Below are 17,302 nucleotides of genomic sequence, written 5' to 3' on the forward strand. Positions count from 1 at the left end.
CTCCATTCTAACATCCGCCCACTGCCAGACGTTCGTAGCTTGTCTAAATAAGTATAATACACAAAAAATACCAATCGGTCAAGGGGCTGAGCAAATTTTATTCCTGCTATTCCAGCCAGGGTGCCGCCATCCCCTCCAGCTTCTCCCTCTTATAAGCCGCAAACCGCCCCTCATCCAGCGCATTCCGTATCTCTGTCATCATCGTATTATAAAAATACAGATTATGCAGCACACAGAGCCGCATGCCCAGCATCTCTTTCGCTTTCAGCAGATGCCGGATATAAGCCCTGGAATACCTCCGGCAGGCCGGACAGCCGCAGCCCTCTTCAATAGGACGGTCATCCAGCTCATACTTCGCGTTGAACAGGTTGATCTTCCCATGGTTGGTATAGAGATGTCCATGCCTGCCGTTCCTCGTAGGGTATACGCAGTCGAAGAAATCCACCCCTCGCTCCACACCCTCTAAAATATTGGCAGGCGTGCCCACTCCCATCAGATAAGTAGGCTTATCCACCGGCAAAAACGGCACCACCTCGTCCAGAATATGGTACATCTCCTCATGGGTCTCCCCCACAGCCAGCCCGCCCACCGCATAGCCGTCCAGATTCAGCTCCGATATCCGTTTCGCATGCTCTATGCGGATATCCGGGTAAACCGCGCCCTGATTGATGCCGAAGAGCAGCTGCTTAGGATTGATAGTATCCTCCAGGCCATTCAGCCTGTCCATCTCTTTCTTGCAGCGCTCCAGCCATCTGGCAGTGCGCTCCACAGAGGCCTGTACGTACTCTCTGTCCGCCTTGCTGGGCGCGCACTCGTCGAAAGCCATGGCGATGGTGGAGGCCAGATTGGACTGAATCTGCATGCTCTCCTCCGGCCCCATGAAAATCTTTTTCCCGTCTACATGAGAATGAAAATATACTCCCTCTTCTTTAATCTTGCGCAGCCCCGCCAGGGAGAATACCTGAAAGCCCCCCGAATCCGTCAGGATGGGCTTGTCCCAGGACATGAACTTATGCAGCCCGCCCAGCCGCTTCACCACCTTGTCTCCGGGCCGTACATGCAGATGATAGGTATTGGAAAGCTCCACCTGCGTCCCTATCTGTTCCAAATCGGATGCGGCCACGGCCCCCTTGATGGCAGCCGCGGTGCCCACGTTCATGAACACAGGGGTCTGAATGGCGCCATGGACCGTCTCCAGCACCCCCCGCTTCGCTCTTCCTTCCTTTTTTAGGATGCGATACATCTGTCTGTCCTCCTCAACTTTAATCCTTATTCTATAGGTCTCTGCGCTGCGGTGCTTTGCACAGCGGTGTTTTTGTTAATCCGACTGTAGAAGTCCTCCACCCGGTCCAGCCGCGCGGACAGGTTCAGCAGCATGGCATCCAGCACCGTCAGCGCCGTCATACTCTCCATGACTACCACGGCTCTGGGTACGATAATCGGGTCATGCCGTCCCTTGATATGGACTTCTATCTCCTCATGGGACTGGTTCACCGTCTGCTGGCCGAGGAAAATGGAGGCAGTGGGCTTCACATAAGCCCGGATTACCACAGTATCTCCGTCACTGATGCCCCCCAGAATGCCGCCGGCATGGTTGGTCTTTTTTACTACGTTCCCGTCTTCCATACGGAAAGCATCATTATTCTCGCTCCCGCAGCGCTCCGCCACTTTTACCCCGTCGCCGATTTCAACAGCTTTCACCGCGCCGATGGACATGATGGCTTTTGCCAGATTGGCATCCAGCTTTTCAAAGACCGGATCGCCGATTCCCGCTGGCAGTCCCTGCACGATACATTCCATGCAGCCTCCCACGGAATCCGTCTTCTGCTTGGCTTTCTCCAGATATTCCACAGCGGCGGCGTCCGCTTCTCTCTCCGGCATGGCCGTAGCAGTCTGCAGGCTCACCTCCCTGTCGAATCTGCTCATGTCCGCTTCTATGGGGCCTATGGAGCGGGTGTAGGCCCACACGCGCACGCCCAGCCTTTCCAGAATCTTACAAGCCACGGCTCCTGCCGCCACGCGCCCCACGGTCTCCCGGCCGGAGGAACGCCCGCCGCCCCGATAGTCCCGGAAACCATATTTCTCATCAAAGGTATAGTCCGCATGTCCCGGGCGGTAGTAGGAGGCTATCTCGCTGTAATCTCTGGAAATCTGGGAAGTATTGCGCACCATCATGGAAATCGGTGTCCCGGTAGTCCTGCCCTCGAACACGCCGGAGAGGATTTCCACCGCGTCAGCCTCTTTCCGCTGGGTGGTAATGCTGCTGGAGCCCGGCTTGCGCCTGTCCAGATAACGCTGGACATCGCTCTCCACCAAAGGCAGTCCCGCCGGACAGCCGTCAATCACCACGCCCAGAGCCTTTCCATGGGACTCCCCCCATGTCGTAATCTTAAAAATAGTGCCATATGCAGATCCGGCCATCTCTGTCCTCTATCCTTTCTGTCGTCATGAAAAATGGGCTGCTGCCTCCAGCAACCCATGAAATATTACAGTCTGTGGAATGTAATGCAGTTCGGCACATCCACCTTGACAGGCGGCCCGTTCATGATCATCGTCCCTTTTTCCACATCCACATGGAAGAACGTCATGGTATTGGACTCATGGTTCAGGGATACGAGGAATTTATTGTCGGGGAACAGACTGGCGTCCTTGGGATACTCTCCGCCCACAGGCAGCTCAAAAATCTCGCGGAGATGCCCCGTGGCTTCATCCACCTCAAACATCACCACGGAATTGGCTCCGGCGTTGCTGCTGATCAGATATTTGTGGTCATCGGAAAAAGTCAGCGCACTGGCCGCGTTAAAACTGCCCATCTCCTGCTCACAGGTAGACACTGTCTGAAGCTTCTCAAAGATAGGCTGTCCTTTCTTTTCCTCATAGGAAAACACATCGATAGTGCACTTGAACTCGTTTACGATATAAATGTAATGCCCGTCCCTGGAAATCTTGATATGCCTGGGGTTGGCATCCAGCTCGCTGTGGACGATATCCGCCAGCTGTACCTTGCCCAGCGTAGCGTCAAAGCGGTATACATTCACATGATCCATGCCCTGATCCGCCACCAGCAGATATTTATTGTCATGGGTCATACGGGCGCAGTTGATATGGGGCCTTGAATTGCGCTCAGCAATGATGCCCAGGCCTTTATGATAGATTTCATCAGTAATATCGCCTACGGCCCCATCGTCATTCAGTTTCAGCACGGTCAGTTTCCCGTCGTGATAGCCTGCCACGAACAGATATCTGTCCGTATAGTCCGTGGAGAGATAGCACCCGCGCATACCGTTGATGGGCGCGAAATTGATGAATTCCAGGCTGCCGTCCTTCAGTATCAGATAGGACTCCACACCGAAATCCGTGATGGAGTACAGATATTTCGCATTGTGGGAGATGGTCACATAAGAGGAATTGGTAATCTCCACTTTGTCCTTCTCTATGAAGCGCCCTTTCTCTATATCCACATCGTATATTTTTATTCCATTTTTGTCTCCGCGCGTATATGTAGAGACATATGCCACATACTTTTCTTTTTCCATGAAAAACCCCTCCATTCCGTAGTGGATATGCCCATTATATCATAGTCTCTTTTAGTTTTAAATAGTTTTTCCAAAAAAACAGCGGCTCCATGGAGTCAAACTTCATGGAGCCAGCTCTATGGGACCGCTGTTTCCGCTCACATATCCTACTGCTCTATACCGCAGATATTTCTACGATTCACAGTTTTCCCCATTATCCCTGCGGGGGAATCTGGGATATTCCTGCCAGGGCGGCGGGATTATGCCTGAAGAGGGACCGTCGCAATCGCACGCCCTTTCCTCCCGGGCACAGCCGCAGGGTTCAGGCTCAGGGCAAGGCCTTTCCTGTTCGCGGCAGCAAGGCTCGGAATGCCTGGATTCATGGTCTCTGTCACCGCATCCTCTGTCCGCGCGGTCCCTTCCGTCACAACAGCCATCCATCCTGTTCCCGCGTCCGGTCTCCCTGCAGCCGCAGCCATTTCCCCGGTCGTCATTCCTGCAGCAGCCGTTTCCGCGACAGCTGTCCCCGCAGCAGCCATTTCCCCAGCCGCCGCAGCAGCTAAGCAGCAGCAATAAAAAGATACAATTCATAAATCTCTCCATATGATATGTTTATGGTATCATATGAAATTTTCGTCAAATGGTGCAAGTTCAATTTTTCCCCGCGTCTTTTGCCACATACATGGCGATGCTTCTGGGCGGCACCTGCCGCAGAAGAGTATCACTCTGCTCGTCCGCATCTTCTTTCCGCAGGCTCTCCGGCTCAGTGGAAAAGGCAAGTTCCCACTTCATGCCTTTGGGGAGCTTCGGCAATGCCAGGCTGCGGTTCTCCCAGTGCATATTCATGGCAATATACAGGAAATCGCCGTCAGCATCCTTACTGGCCGGGGCATATTTTCCGCAAAGCATGATGCCCGCATGTCTGTAATACCCCTCTGTCTCAGGCCTCCATGCGTACTTTCCATGATAGGACATATCAGGATAACCGCAGCACAGAGTATCCATCAGGCGAAGTTCTTTTTCGGGCCGCAGGATAGGATTGCGCTGCCTGAAGCCCACAAGCATCTTCCAGAAAGCATGCAGCCCGGCATATCGTTCGATTCCTCTCCAGTCCAGCCATGTCACTGTATTGTCCTGGCAGTAAGGATTGTTGTTCCCTTTCTGGGAATTTCCGAATTCGTCTCCCATAAAAATCAGCGGTGTGGACTGGGAAAGCAGAATCAGGCACATGGCATTCTTCATCTGCTTCAGACGCAAGGCACGTATGCTGCGCCTGCGGGTGGCTCCTTCATCGCCGCAGTTCCAGCTGCAGTTGTAGTCGCTGCCGTCCCGGTTCTCCTCCCCATTCGCTTCATTATGTTTGTAGTCATAGGACACAAGATCCGCCAGGGTAAAGCCGAAATAATTGCTCAGATAATGAATGGCTCCCGCTTTCTGAGGAATATGGCGCATATGATAAAGCACAGCGCCCAGCATATTCCCATCGCCTTTCAAAAATTTCCGCATGTCTATATACCATGCGTCATTGTATTCGGCCAGATGGGGATACTTCGGATGCTCATTCCATTCGTAAATATTGTCCGTATTGAAGCCGTAATACCACAGTTTCGTATCTGCCAGCACGTCGTCTCCTGCCAGCATGTCCATGGGCAAATCCTCTCCCAACAGATGAAAACCGTCCACATGGTACTCCAGCACCCAAAAACACAGGATATCAAGAATTTCACTGTTCTTTATTTCTTTCGGGAAGTAGAACTGCATCACCAGCTCCATCCCGTTTCTATGAAGCGCTTTCACCAGCTCCCTGAACTCCCCGGCAGCGTCGTCGGATGCGGCATAGGCAGCTTTCGGCGCATAATAATAACCTTTTTTATAGCCCCAGTAATTCAGCTTTTTCACGGCGGGCCTATCCGTTTCGCCGGCAGCCATGGCGTAAATCAGATTCTGGGGATTTTTCCGCAGACATTCCTCTTTCAGGGGAATTTCCGTGAATTCATATGCCGGCTGCAGTTCAAGGGTTGTGATGCCTATTTCTTTCAGATAAGGGATTTTTTCCATGATTCCGGCGAAAGTGCCTTTGTGTTCTACCCCGGAGGAGGCATGCTTCGTAAATCCCCTTACATGCAGACAGTACGCAATCGATAGATGATAAGGAATCCGCGGAAAACAATCCTCTTCCCAGTCAAAGTCCTCCGCCAGGAAGCCGGCTTTCATGTCTTCTGCGGTGCGCTCTTTCCCATAGGGAACCCGTTTCGGGAACACGCGCCCTCTTATATCAGGAACCAGGCACTCATCCTCATAGAACAGATATGTGCGCGCTTTCGTGTCTATATCTCCTATTGCCCTGCAATAGACATTACCGATTCTGTCTTCCCTGGCAAAGGGGATTTTTTCCGACAGTCTGCCTGTCTGCCTGTCATACAACAGGATTCCGCAGGATTCTGCCCTGGACACAAAGGAAAAACGAACTCCACCGCCCTCTAAGTGGGCGCCTAAAGGGTACGGCTGCTTATGCGAAAAATTTTTAGTCATCGCTTCCCCTCCATATTCCATTTAAGATAAGTATTTCCAGTATATCACATTATCAGAATAATAGAAAGTCAAAAATGAACTTTCTACAGCTTATCCTTTTTGCTTGCGCTATGGAAGTAAGTCGGGTATAATAAGCGGTATCAAGCTTAGAGGAGGTTTTCCCATGGGAAAGAAAAATGACTATGATGATGAAGAGATGACTGTTGAGCTGGAGCTGGATGACGGTTCTGTAGTCAACTGTGCCGTGATTACCATTCTGACAGTGGCGAACAAAGATTATATCGTGCTGCTCCCCATAGACGAGAACGGTGAAAACGAGGACGGAGAGGTCTGGTTCTACCGCTACAGCGAGAATCCCGATGACCCCGATGAGGAGCCTGTCCTTGACTATATCGAGGACGACGACGAATACGACGCCGTGGCGGATGCCTTTGACGAATATCTCGACAGCTGCGAATTTGACGAACTGACGGACGGCGAATAAAGCGGATTCAGGAATCTGGACGGCTGCCTGGGGCGTTCCTTTGTACCGGTAAGATAGGAAAGCTCCAGGTTCTTTTTCGCCCTGGTCATGGCTACGTAGAATATCCTGCGCTCCTCTTCCACCGCGCTTTCCTCTGGCATGGTGCCGTGGGGGAAGATTTTCTCATTGCAGTCAGGAATCCACACTCTGTCGTATTCAAGACCCTTGGCTCCATGGACGGTCAGAAGCTGGACGGCCCGTTTTCCGTCCCGGCTCTCTTTCCGAGGGCCTTTGGGATTCTTGCCCGCCGCCTCTTTCTCCTGCTCCAAACTTTTGGCATACTCCGCCTGAAAGGCCGCCCACTCCTCCACATCTTTATAGGATGCAGCATCCTCTTTCAGCCATTCCAGCAGCTCCTGCCATTCCTCCCATTTCTCCGGCTCTCTCCTGGAAAGTTCCTTTAAGTATCGCTCATAGCCTATCCCTTTCAGGATATAGCTCACTGTCAGCCTTAAAGGCCTGCCCCTGACGCTCATCAGCTGTCTTTCAAGGCAGAACAGCCTGTCTTTCGCCTCTCTTCTGTGCTGCTCCGGCAGCTGGGCCTTATCGTAGTACTCCCGCATCTTCTTAAAGTCCGCCTGCCCCGGGCCTACCGCTTCCCGGCTGATATAGCGGGAGGGCTTGTTCATGACCTGCAGCATATGTTCCCTGGCCCCCTTTTCCCCTGCCAGCCACAGATAGGCCATGATGTCCTTTGCAATGAAATGGTCATAGATACTGGCAGCGCCCTCTTTCATCTCATAGGGGATACCGGCGGCTTTCAGTCTGGCAGCAAAGCCCTGCATATAGGAATTGGTCCGGAACAATACCGCGCAGCTTTCCCCTGTCTGCAGCCCATCGGCGATCCCCCGCAGCAGATGGCCGTACTGTCCCTCTCTGTCCGGAAAGCCGTGAACGTCCACAGGCGCCGTGCCGTCCGGATTGCCCGGTGGGGCCGCTGCCCGCAGCTGCTTTAAGAACCTGTCTTTGTTCTCCTCGATGACCGCAAGTGAGGCCTGAACGATTTCCGGCTTGCTCCTGTAGTTCATGTCCAGGAGCAGCTGCCTGGCCCCGAATTCCGCCTGGAAGCGCTTCAGGCATTCCGGCTGGGAGCCGCGGAAGCCATATATGGCCTGATCGTCGTCACCCACCGCAAAGATATTGTAGGGGCTGGCGGACAGCAGTTTCACCGCCTCATACTGCACAGGATTGATGTCCTGGAACTCATCAATCAGAATATACTGGAAACGGTTCTGCCAGTAGGCTCTGACTGTGTCATTCTCCTGCAGGAGCTGCTTGCAGTTGTACAGCATATCGTCAAAATCCAGACGGCCTGTCCTTTTCACCGCCTGCTCATATTCCCTGCAGACAGCCTCGAAATCCTGCTGCCATTTTGTCGGTGCCTTGGCGGCTGCAGCAGTCATCTGCATGGTGTTCTTGTAGTATCCGATAGCGGACAGAATCCGGGCCGCGTCTTCGTTCAAGGCATTCGGTTCCTGCTTTGCCTCACCCGGGGCGTATGCTCTATCGCCCGGGGCGTATGTTCTATCGCCCGGGGCGTATGCTCTATCGCCCCTGTCCTCCTGTCTGCTCTCATATGTCTTTAGTATGGGAATGATAAGATTTTTCTTTTCCGAATTCTTCAGCAGTTCGTTTGATTTGAGAGCTTTTGACTCTCTCAGAATGTGGTAAAAGATGGAATGAAAGGTTCCGAAATTGACCGGATAGAACGACGGGCCTCTGGCGGTATTCTGACTGGCGGAAGCCGCCATTTCCCGGAACCGGTTCTGCATGGACAGAGCCGCCTCTTTCATGAAAGTGATTACCAGTATCCGCTCCGGCAGGACTCCCTGTTCCAGCAGATACAGGATACGGTTCGTGATGGTGTAGGTCTTCCCGCTTCCCGGCCCCGCCAGAACCAGGCACGGGCCCCTCAGGTGCATGATTGCGTTTTTCTGTGCTTCGTTTGCGTTTGCAAGATTCATGATTCCCTCCTTTTTCCGGATCCGTGCATAGATATAGCCTTAAAATGCCCTGAATCCAATTTTACCTGAAAATCTGTCGAAATACCGACAATGATTGATTGACGAGCCTGAGAAACATCAGGGCTGCCGGAAACGTTCCGCCACGCCGCGCCATCCTGCGTCTGACGCGCTTTCCCGGCAGCCCTCCTGATGATAGAAACAGAATATGGTTTAACTTTGCAGCTTCTCGATTCCTTTACGGATTCTGCGCAGGGACTCCTCCTTGCCCAGCACCTCCATGATTTCGGTGGCGCCTGCGGGGGTGGTCTGCTTGCCTGACACGGCGGTACGAATCGGCCACATCACATAGCCGTTCTTTACGCCCTTTTCCTCCACGTACTTGGAGAGCATCTGATACAGTCCGTCATTACCGTAATCCTCCTGGGCCTCCAGCCTGGGCAGCAGCTCTGTCAGCACCTCCAGGGACGACTGCGTGTTCGTCTTCATCTTCTTGTGGGTGTACATGGAGACGTCATACTCGGGCAGCTCCTCAAAGAAATCCACCATCTCCGCGATGTCGGGGAACACCTCGATGCGGGTCTTCACCATGGCGGCAATTTTCTTCAGATCCTGCCCCCTGGTCAGCGCTTTCTTCAGATACGGCTCGGCCATCTCATAAAACGCGTCAAAATCCATGGCCTTGATATACTCGCCGTTCATCCACCGCAGTTTCACGATGTCGAACACCGTGGGGGACTTGCTGATCCTATGGTAATCGAACTGCCGGATCAGCTCGTCCAAGGTAAAAATCTCCTGGTTCTCCTCCGGGCTCCACCCGAGCAGAGCGATGAAATTCACGATGGCCTCCGGCAGAAAGCCCTGCTCTATCAAATCCTCAAAGGAAGAGCTCCCGCCCCTTTTCGCCAGCTTTTTGTGATTCTCATCCGTCACGAGGGGGAGATGTACATATTTGGGGGGCTCCCACCCGAAAGCCTCGTAAAGGCGCGTATACTTGGGCGAGGAGGACAGATACTCGTTCCCCCGCACCACATGGGTGATGTCCATGGTATGGTCGTCCACCACATTGGCGAAATTATATGTGGGATAGCCGTCCGATTTGATGAGGATCATGTCGTCCATCTCCGCGTTCTCCACAGTGATGTCCCCATACAGCTCGTCGTGGAAAGTGGTGGTGCCCTCCGACGGGTTGTTCTGACGGATGACAAAGGACTTGCCCGCTGCCAGGTTCGCCTCGATCTCTTCCTTTGGCAGAGACAGGCAGTGCTTGTCATAGATGGTGATTTCCTTTCCCTCCACCACCTCGGTCTTCAGGGACGCGAGCCGTTCTTTATCGCAAAAGCAGTAATAAGCTTCTCCTTTTTCAATCAACTCTTTGGCGTACTTCATATAGATTCCGGTCTTGATTCTCTCGCTCTGTACATAGGGGCCATAGCCGCCGTCCTTGTCCGGGCCTTCATCGTGGGTGATTCCGGCCTTTTCCAGCGTGCGGTAGATGATCTCCGTGGCTCCCTCCACGAAGCGCTCCTGATCGGTATCCTCGATGCGGAGCATGAAATCCCCGCCTTCATGCTTAGCAATCAAAAACTCATACAAAGCCGATCGCAGATTGCCTACATGCATCTTTCCCGTAGGGCTGGGCGCGTATCTTGTTCTGATTTTCATGGTCGCTTCCTCTCTCTAAAGTTAGTCATGTACCTATTTTAGTACCTTTTGGGCAAAACTGCAACCATAAAAATCCAAATACCGTCTTTCTGTGCTCCGCGCTAGGTTTCGCTGTAGACCCACATATGTTTAATCTGCCACTCCAGCCTCCCATAATCCCATTTCTCCCTGCTGCGGGCCACGCAGTTAGAGTCATTGATATAGAATCCTCCGGAGTCATAACCATAGACGACTATGAAATGTCCCCCCGCCGTAAAATCCCCCGGGCCCATAGAACAGATGATGACGCCGCCCTCATCCAGCACGTCTTTCATGGTCTGCTCCGAAGCCTTCGGCTGGCTCACGCTCACTCCGTAGGTCATGGGAAATTCTTCCAGCAGCGCCCAGGCCGTGCCGGTCCCCAGTACATAATGGCCGTTTTCCATCCCATATTCCGCCACCTTTTCCGGGGTGACGGTCTCATCCCTAAGCAGATAATACATGGCCATGGATACGCAGGTAGGCCCGCACCCGGAAAGACCGATATTGTCATCCCCGTATTCCTTATAGCCCCATCTGGGATCCCACTGTAAGAAGAGCGGAAAATCCTGCCCTTTCTCCAGGTTGGAAAGGCTTGCCTTAGCATTATTTCTATCGCCGGAATTTCTATCAGTATAAAGTGAATTCCTCACAAAATCCGCCATCTCCGGGTTGTTGGCCAGCGCTTTCAGCATAGCGTCCGAATAAAGAGAATGGTTCTCATAGATTTCGGCGATCTGCTCGTTGTCCTGCGCCAGTTCTTCCAACCGCCGCAGCACTTCCTCCGGACTCCTGTCCACGGGCATGTCCACTTCCGAAAGACCGCACTGGCTCACATAATCCACATTGCCGTCTTTTGCCTCCGCTCCTGCCGGTCCCGCTGATTCATACTTCTGATTCGGCACATCCTGCTTTGACTGGCTTTCCGGCTCCGGGGCATTCTCCTGCCAGCCGGCGCTCATTTTGCTCAGCGCCTGATTCAGATTTCTGTTCAATCCCCTGACCTGTGCCTGCAGTTCCAGCAGGAGCAACAGGTTCATCGCCAGAAGCAGGCATATGATCAGAAAGTAAATGCCCCTGCGCTTTTTCGCCATGGAATACACCTCTTTCCTGTCCCTCTCCCGCATCCGGCGGGGCATCTGTCTCCTTCTGCCCTCTCCGCAGTATTCCTCTCCGTCATATCCTCTTCCGTCTCTCACGCTATTCCTCCGTCTGCCGCAGCATATTTCATTGCCCATGAATATATATACGAGAATAGCTTATCTTTGTTACAGATTTTCTACATATCTGTATCATAGTTGTAAATACCAGAAAATTATGCCGCAAAAAAGGAGCTGGACATTACCGGCTCCTTTCAACTATTTCCGGCCTATTTGACCAGCCGAACGGTCTCTCGCGCAATGGCAAGCTCCTCATTGGTAGGAATCACCATGACTGTAGTCCTGCTCTCCGGCGTGGTGATGGCGATATCCTCGCCGCGCTTTCCGTTGGCTGTCTGATCCAGTTCCACGCCCAGATATCCCAGATACCCGCATACAAAGGTGCGCACCAGCGGAGCGTTCTCGCCTATGCCGGCCGTGAAGCAGATGACGTCCACACCGTTCATGGCCGCCACATAGGAACCGACATATTTCGCCACCCGGTAGCAATATGCTTTCATGGCGCGGACGGCATTGGCATCCCCGGCATGGTACCCGTCCTCCAGGTCACGGAAATCAGAGGAAAGATTGTCCGAAAGGCCCAGCACGCCTGATTTCTTGTTCAGCACAGCCATGATCTCGTCAATGCTCCTGCCCTCCTTGTGGGCGAGGAATTCGATGATGGCCGGGTCGATATCGCCGGAACGGGTGCCCATCATCAGGCCCTCCAGGGGAGTCAGGCCCATGGAAGTGTCCACGCATCTGCCGTTCTTCACAGCGGAGACGCTGGCGCCGTTGCCAAGATGGCAGACGATGATCTTCAAATCCTCATATGCCTTTCCCAGGACCTCAGCAGCCCGCCTGGATACATAGGAGTGGCTGGTGCCGTGGAAACCGTATCTTCTGATTTTGTATTTCTGATAATATTCATACGGCAGACCGTACATATAAGCCTCCTCCGGCATGGTCTGGTGGAAAGCGGTATCGAACACGCCCACCATGGGGGTGCCCGGCATCAGTTTCCTACAGGCATTGACGCCAATCAGATTCGCCGGATTGTGCAGAGGCGCAAGGTCGTTGCACTCCTCTACCGCTGCCAGGACTTCATCATTTATCACTACGGAACCTGCGAATTTCTCGCCGCCATGTACCATGCGGTGGCCTACCGCGCCGATTTCCTCCAGGCTGCTTAAGACGCCTGTCTTCGGATTGGTCAGCGCCTCCAGCACCAGGCGGATCGCCTCGGTATGGTCCGGCATGGGAGTAACTGTCTTCTCCTTTTCGCCGTTTTCAGGGGCATAGGTTATCATGCTCCCCTCGATGCCGATTCTCTCGCAGAGGCCTTTCGCAAGGCACCGCTCGGATTCCGAGTCGATCAGCTGAAATTTCAGGGAGGAACTTCCGCAATTGATGACTAAAACTTTCATAATAAAATGCTTCCTTTCTTATCTTAATGCCTTTTATGAGGTCAAATCTTACATCTGTCAGGCGAGCTGGGCCTGTACGGCGGTAAGCGCCACTACGCCGACGATATCCTGCCAGGAACAGCCGCGGGACAGGTCGTTCACAGGTTTCGCGATTCCCTGCAGCATGGGGCCGTAAGCCTCCGCGCCGCCCAGGCGCTGCACCAGCTTATAGCCGATATTTCCCGCGTCCAGATTGGGGAAAATCAGGATGTTCGCCCTGCCGCCTACGGGGCTGCCGGGCGCTTTGGACTTAGCCACGCCGGGAACCAGGGCGGCGTCCAGCTGCAGCTCGCCGTCCAGCACCAGATGGGGATACTGCTCCTTCGCAATCCTTGTGGCCTCCACCACTTTGTCCACCATCTGATGCTTCGCGCTTCCCTTGGTGGAATGGCTCAGCATGGCGATGACAGGCTTGGGACCGATCAGGGACTTAAAGCTTCTGTAGGAGGTCTCGGCAATGGCCGCCAGCTCCTCCGAGGTGGGATCCTGGTTCAGGCCGCAGTCCGCGAACAGAAAAGCGCCGTCGTCCCCCTGATCCTTGAACTGGGTGTCCATGACGAAGAATGCAGAGACAAGCTTCACGCCCGGGGCGGTCTTCAAAATCTGCAGGGCAGGGCGCAGCGTATCCGCCGTGGAATGGCAGGCGCCGGCCACCATGCCGTCCGCGTCTCCCGCCTTTACCATCACGATGCCGAATGTCAGGTAATCGTTCAGGAGAATGTCCCTGGCCTTTTCCTCTGTCATGCCCTTGGACTTTCTGGTCTCATACAGCAGATTCACATAATCCTCCAGCTTGGGAGTCAGGGCGGGATCGATGACAGTGACGCCGGAAAGGTCCACTTCCAGCCAGCCGGCACCATCCATGATCTTCTCTTCATTGCCCACCATGATGATGTCCGCAATGCCCTCTTCCACAATCTTTGCAGCTGCCAGCAGCGTTCTCTTATCCTTGGATTCCGGTAGCACAATGGTCTTCCTGTCGAGCTTGGCTCTTTCCTTGATTTTGTCAATATATGACATATCTTTTCTCCTTTCCAGCGCATTTTTCGCGATTCTCATATTCATTCTGCCGTACAGTTCGGCCAATTTGGCCGCAAATCTTAATCAATTTTCCACTTAACAAACTGTATTAACCATATTATACTAAAAAAGGAAACAATGTACAAGCATAAATATTCGATTAATTGTATATTTTCCGATACACGCGCTTTGCGGCGTTTCCTGTCAACACCCCATGGTTGCGCAAATGTAAACGCTTTCAAGTATGTTATTTTTTTCACATTGTCATTTTATATTTTTATGCGGAATTTCGTTTATCCGCTTTCAGGAGGCTTTTTATGAAAGTGAATGGCATTATCGCCGAATACAATCCGTTCCACAATGGCCATCTCTATCAGCTCCAGGAATCGGCGCGTCTCACAGAATGCGACTACACCGTCGTGGTCATGAGCGGGGATTTCGTCCAGCGCGGCGCTCCCGCACTGGCGGACAAGAGGGCACGGACGGAGGCTGCGCTGCGCTGCGGAACGGATCTGGTTCTGGAACTTCCAGTTCTGTACGCCACGGCCAGCGCGGAATTTTTCGCCGCAGGCGCGGCGGCGTTGTTGGACCGCTTAGGAGTCGTCACCCATCTATGCTTCGGCAGCGAGTGCGGCGATGCGGAAGCTTTGGGGGAAATCGCGGAGATTCTCTCGGAGGAACCGCCCGGGTACAGCGCCGCGCTGAAAGCATCCCTCAGACAGGGCTGCGCTTATCCCGCTGCCAGGGCACAGGCCCTGAAAGCCTTGGCGCATCCTGACACACATCCCAATCTGCCCGGAGACTTTGAAAGCCTCGTCTCTTCGCCCAACAATATACTGGGCATCGAGTATATCCGCGCTCTTCGCAGGCGAAACAGCGCAGTCCTGCCTGTCACAGTCAGGCGGCTGGGGGCAGACTACCATGATGCCGGGCTGCCGGAAGATATTCCGTCTCCGGAAAATGCCTGTTCTGCCCTTGCTCTTCGCCAGGCTATGTATCAGGGGGAAAGCCTGGAGCAGCTGGCGGCGCATATGCCTCCGGAGGCTTCCGCGGTTCTCGCGGACTATCTGAATGCGCAAAAGCCTCTGCGTCCTGACGATTTTTCATCCATCCTGTATTATAGGCTGATGATGGAAGAATTGCCGGAGAAAACCGCGGGCTATGAGAAATATCTTGATATGTCCCCTGAGCTTTCGGACCGAATCAGAAATCAGCTGAGATTCTACACCAGCTTTGAAGACTTCTGCGATATGCTCAAGACGAAAAATATGACCTACGCCAGAATCAGCAGATGCCTGCTGCACATTTTGCTCGGTATTAAAAAGGATGATATGGAACTTGGGAAAAAACTGGATTATGCTCCCTATGCGCGGGTGCTGGGTTTCAGGCGTTCCGCGGCGCCTCTGCTTAGCGCGGTCAAAGAGCACACCGCCATCCCCCTGGTGACAAGCGTGCCCGACGCGCGAAAAAGCCTGTCCGCCGAAGCGAACAGGCTTTTGGAACTGGATATCTTTGCCAGCAGGCTTTACAGGGAAATCGCGCGGGCTGACAGCAGGCGTCCTCCCCTGAACGAAATTTCTGCATCACCCATTATTCTATAAACCGATTCCAGGCCAGGTCACCTGCCCGGTTTGGAAACTGTACAGCGGAACAGGAATCTGTTCTGTTTCAGTTCTTGAAACTGTGTATCGGTGCCGGAATCCTTCCGCCCCGGTTGACGAACGCCTCGCAGCCGAACTGATTCACCGGCATGATGGGCGCATAGCCCAACAAGCCTCCGAATTCCACGGTCTCCCCCACTCCTTTGCCGACGACAGGGATGATGCGGACGGCGGTGGTCTTCTGGTTCACCATGCCGATGGCCATCTCATCCGCGATGATGCCGGATATGGTGGGCGCTTTCGTGTCTCCGGGAATGGCAATCATGTCCAGGCCCACGGAACAGACGCAGGTCATGGCCTCCAGCTTCTCCAGCGTCAGGGCCCCCGCCTGCACCGCATTGATCATCCCCTGATCCTCGCTGACCGGGATGAACGCGCCGCTTAAGCCCCCCACATAGGAGGAAGCCATCACGCCGCCTTTCTTCACCTGATCGTTCAAAAGCGCCAGCGCCGCCGTAGTGCCGGGAGCGCCCGCATATTCCAGACCCATTTCACATAAGATATCCGCCACGCTGTCGCCGATAGCCGGCGTAGGCGCCAGAGACAGATCCACGATTCCAAAAGGCACATCCAGCATCGCCGAAGCCTCCTGGGCCACCAGCTGTCCCACTCTCGTCACCTTAAAGGCCGTCTTTTTTATCGTCTCGCAGAGCACCTCGAAGTTTTCGCCCCGCACTTTCTCCAGGGCGGTCTTCACCACGCCGGGGCCGCTGACTCCTACGTTAATGACCTTATCCGCCTCCGTGACGCCGTGGAACGCGCCTGCCATAAACGGATTATCGTCTGGTGCATTACAGAATACCACTAACTTTGCGCAGCCCAGAGAGTCGTCCTCTCTGGTATGCTCCGCGGTGGATTTGATGATTTCTCCCATGAGCCTCACGGCGTCCATATTGATGCCAGTCCTGGTAGAGCCCAGATTCACGGAGGAGCATACGCGCTCTGTGGCAGAAAGGGCCTGCGGGATAGAGCGAATCAGCAGCTCGTCCGCCGCCGTCATTCCCTTGCTCACCAGCGCGGAATAGCCGCCGATGAAGTTCACCCCGACTTCTTTGGCCACCCTGTCCAGGGTCTTCGCCACAGAGGCAAAATCCTCCGTCGTCTTACAGGCAGAGCCGCCTATCAGGGCAATCGGAGTCACGGATATCCTCTTGTTGACGATGGGAATGCCGAATTCCCTGGAAATCTCTTCCCCGGTCTTCACCAAATCCTTAGCGGCCTCATATATTTTTGTATAGATTTTTTCATTCAGCCTCTGTAAATCGGAATCAATGCAGTCCAACAGGCTGATGCCCAGCGTGATAGTGCGCACGTCCAGGTTCTCCTCTGTAATCATCTTGTTGGTCTCTGCCACTTCATATATGTTTATCATAGTCATCCTCCATGCCCGACACCGAACTGCCGTCTAACGGCCTTTCCGAAACACATTCCCCCGTTAAATTCTATGCATTTTATCGAATATCTCTTCTTTCTGGCACTTAATCTGCACCCCGGTCTTCTCCCCCAGAGCCATCATCTCATCCGCCATATCCCCGAACGGCTTCGACGTGGTGCTGGTATCCACAATCATCATCATATTAAAATATCCCTGCACAATAGTCTGAGAAATATCCAGAATGTTGATCCCATTCTCAGCCAGATAAGTGCAAACCTTAGCGATAATACCGATAGTGTCCTTTCCTACAACTGTAATAATCGTCCTTTTCATATATCCCTCCGTTCCATGCGCTCCTAACGCATCCAGATTCACTTTACTGTTCCCGCCATTGCCATCCGACAGCATCCTGTAATAAAAAACTGGT

The 17,302-nt window shown here is 53.4% G+C and carries 14 protein-coding genes; 2 read left to right on the forward strand and 12 right to left on the reverse strand.

From position 1 onward, the window contains the following. Nucleotides 1–106: 106 nt before the first annotated feature. The 5 genes from tgt to NFS35_RS22725 form a co-directional block, all read right to left on the reverse strand. On the reverse strand, nt 107–1,243 hold the full coding sequence (gene tgt / locus NFS35_RS22705) for a tRNA guanosine(34) transglycosylase Tgt (RefSeq protein ID WP_251209346.1): 1,137 nt from the start codon (nt 1,241–1,243) through the stop codon (nt 107–109). Between the two features lie 26 nt (nt 1,244–1,269). Continuing rightward, entirely contained in the window at nt 1,270–2,421 is a 1,152-nt protein-coding gene (aroC, locus tag NFS35_RS22710) for a chorismate synthase (protein ID WP_251209347.1), read from the reverse strand. Nucleotides 2,422–2,486: 65 nt separating this feature from the next. Continuing rightward, on the reverse strand, nt 2,487–3,536 hold the full coding sequence (locus tag NFS35_RS22715; RefSeq protein WP_251209348.1) for a lactonase family protein: 1,050 nt from the start codon (nt 3,534–3,536) through the stop codon (nt 2,487–2,489). Nucleotides 3,537–3,775: 239 nt separating this feature from the next. After that, nucleotides 3,776–4,054, reverse strand: a complete 279-nt coding sequence (locus NFS35_RS22720) for a hypothetical protein (RefSeq protein WP_251209349.1) — start codon at nt 4,052–4,054, stop codon at nt 3,776–3,778. A gap of 112 nt (nt 4,055–4,166) precedes the next feature. Continuing rightward, nucleotides 4,167–6,047, reverse strand: a complete 1,881-nt coding sequence (locus NFS35_RS22725; RefSeq protein ID WP_251209350.1) for an alpha-amylase family glycosyl hydrolase — start codon at nt 6,045–6,047, stop codon at nt 4,167–4,169. A gap of 163 nt (nt 6,048–6,210) precedes the next feature. On the opposite strand from NFS35_RS22725, the gene NFS35_RS22730 reads away from it, so the two are divergent. After that, on the forward strand, nt 6,211–6,531 hold the full coding sequence (locus tag NFS35_RS22730) for a DUF1292 domain-containing protein (RefSeq protein WP_251209351.1): 321 nt from the start codon (nt 6,211–6,213) through the stop codon (nt 6,529–6,531). Here NFS35_RS22730 and NFS35_RS22735 read toward each other — a convergent pair. The 5 genes from NFS35_RS22735 to pta all read right to left on the reverse strand — a co-directional run bounded on the left by NFS35_RS22735 (nt 6,435) and on the right by pta (nt 13,839). Further along, a complete protein-coding gene (locus tag NFS35_RS22735; protein ID WP_251209352.1) occupies nt 6,435–8,534 on the reverse strand; it encodes an ATP-dependent helicase in 2,100 nt (699 codons plus the stop codon). The two genes, NFS35_RS22730 and NFS35_RS22735, sit on opposite strands and share 97 nt — an antisense overlap. Before the next feature lie 210 nt (nt 8,535–8,744). After that, nucleotides 8,745–10,196: a glutamate--tRNA ligase gene (gene gltX, locus NFS35_RS22740; protein ID WP_251209353.1), complete on the reverse strand. Its 1,452-nt coding sequence runs from the start codon at nt 10,194–10,196 to the stop codon at nt 8,745–8,747. A gap of 101 nt (nt 10,197–10,297) precedes the next feature. Beyond that, nucleotides 10,298–11,413 (reverse strand): C39 family peptidase, encoded by a 1,116-nt coding sequence (locus tag NFS35_RS22745; RefSeq protein WP_251209354.1) that lies wholly within the window; start codon nt 11,411–11,413, stop codon nt 10,298–10,300. Nucleotides 11,414–11,583: 170 nt separating this feature from the next. Then, a complete protein-coding gene (locus tag NFS35_RS22750) occupies nt 11,584–12,780 on the reverse strand; it encodes an acetate kinase (RefSeq protein ID WP_251209355.1) in 1,197 nt (398 codons plus the stop codon). A gap of 57 nt (nt 12,781–12,837) precedes the next feature. After that, nucleotides 12,838–13,839 carry a phosphate acetyltransferase gene (gene pta, locus NFS35_RS22755; protein WP_251209356.1) on the reverse strand — a complete coding sequence of 334 codons (1,002 nt, stop codon included), beginning with the start codon at nt 13,837–13,839 and terminating at the stop codon, nt 12,838–12,840. Between the two features lie 317 nt (nt 13,840–14,156). Here pta and NFS35_RS22760 point away from each other — a divergent pair, with 317 nt between their 5' ends. Further along, a complete protein-coding gene (locus NFS35_RS22760) occupies nt 14,157–15,440 on the forward strand; it encodes a tRNA(Met) cytidine acetate ligase (RefSeq protein ID WP_251209357.1) in 1,284 nt (427 codons plus the stop codon). Nucleotides 15,441–15,507: 67 nt separating this feature from the next. On the opposite strand, the gene NFS35_RS22765 is transcribed toward NFS35_RS22760, so the two are convergent. Together NFS35_RS22765 and NFS35_RS22770 are read right to left on the reverse strand one after the other, a co-directional pair. Further along, complete coding sequence (locus NFS35_RS22765) at nt 15,508–16,872, reverse strand: PFL family protein (protein WP_251209358.1); 1,365 nt, start codon at nt 16,870–16,872, stop codon at nt 15,508–15,510. Nucleotides 16,873–16,935: 63 nt separating this feature from the next. Beyond that, nucleotides 16,936–17,208: an ACT domain-containing protein gene (locus NFS35_RS22770; protein WP_251209359.1), complete on the reverse strand. Its 273-nt coding sequence runs from the start codon at nt 17,206–17,208 to the stop codon at nt 16,936–16,938. Between the last annotated feature and the right edge of the window lie 94 nt (nt 17,209–17,302).

The sequence above is a fragment of the Acetatifactor aquisgranensis genome, assembly GCF_943193215.1.
Classification (GTDB): Bacteria; Bacillota; Clostridia; order Lachnospirales; family Lachnospiraceae; genus Acetatifactor; species Acetatifactor aquisgranensis.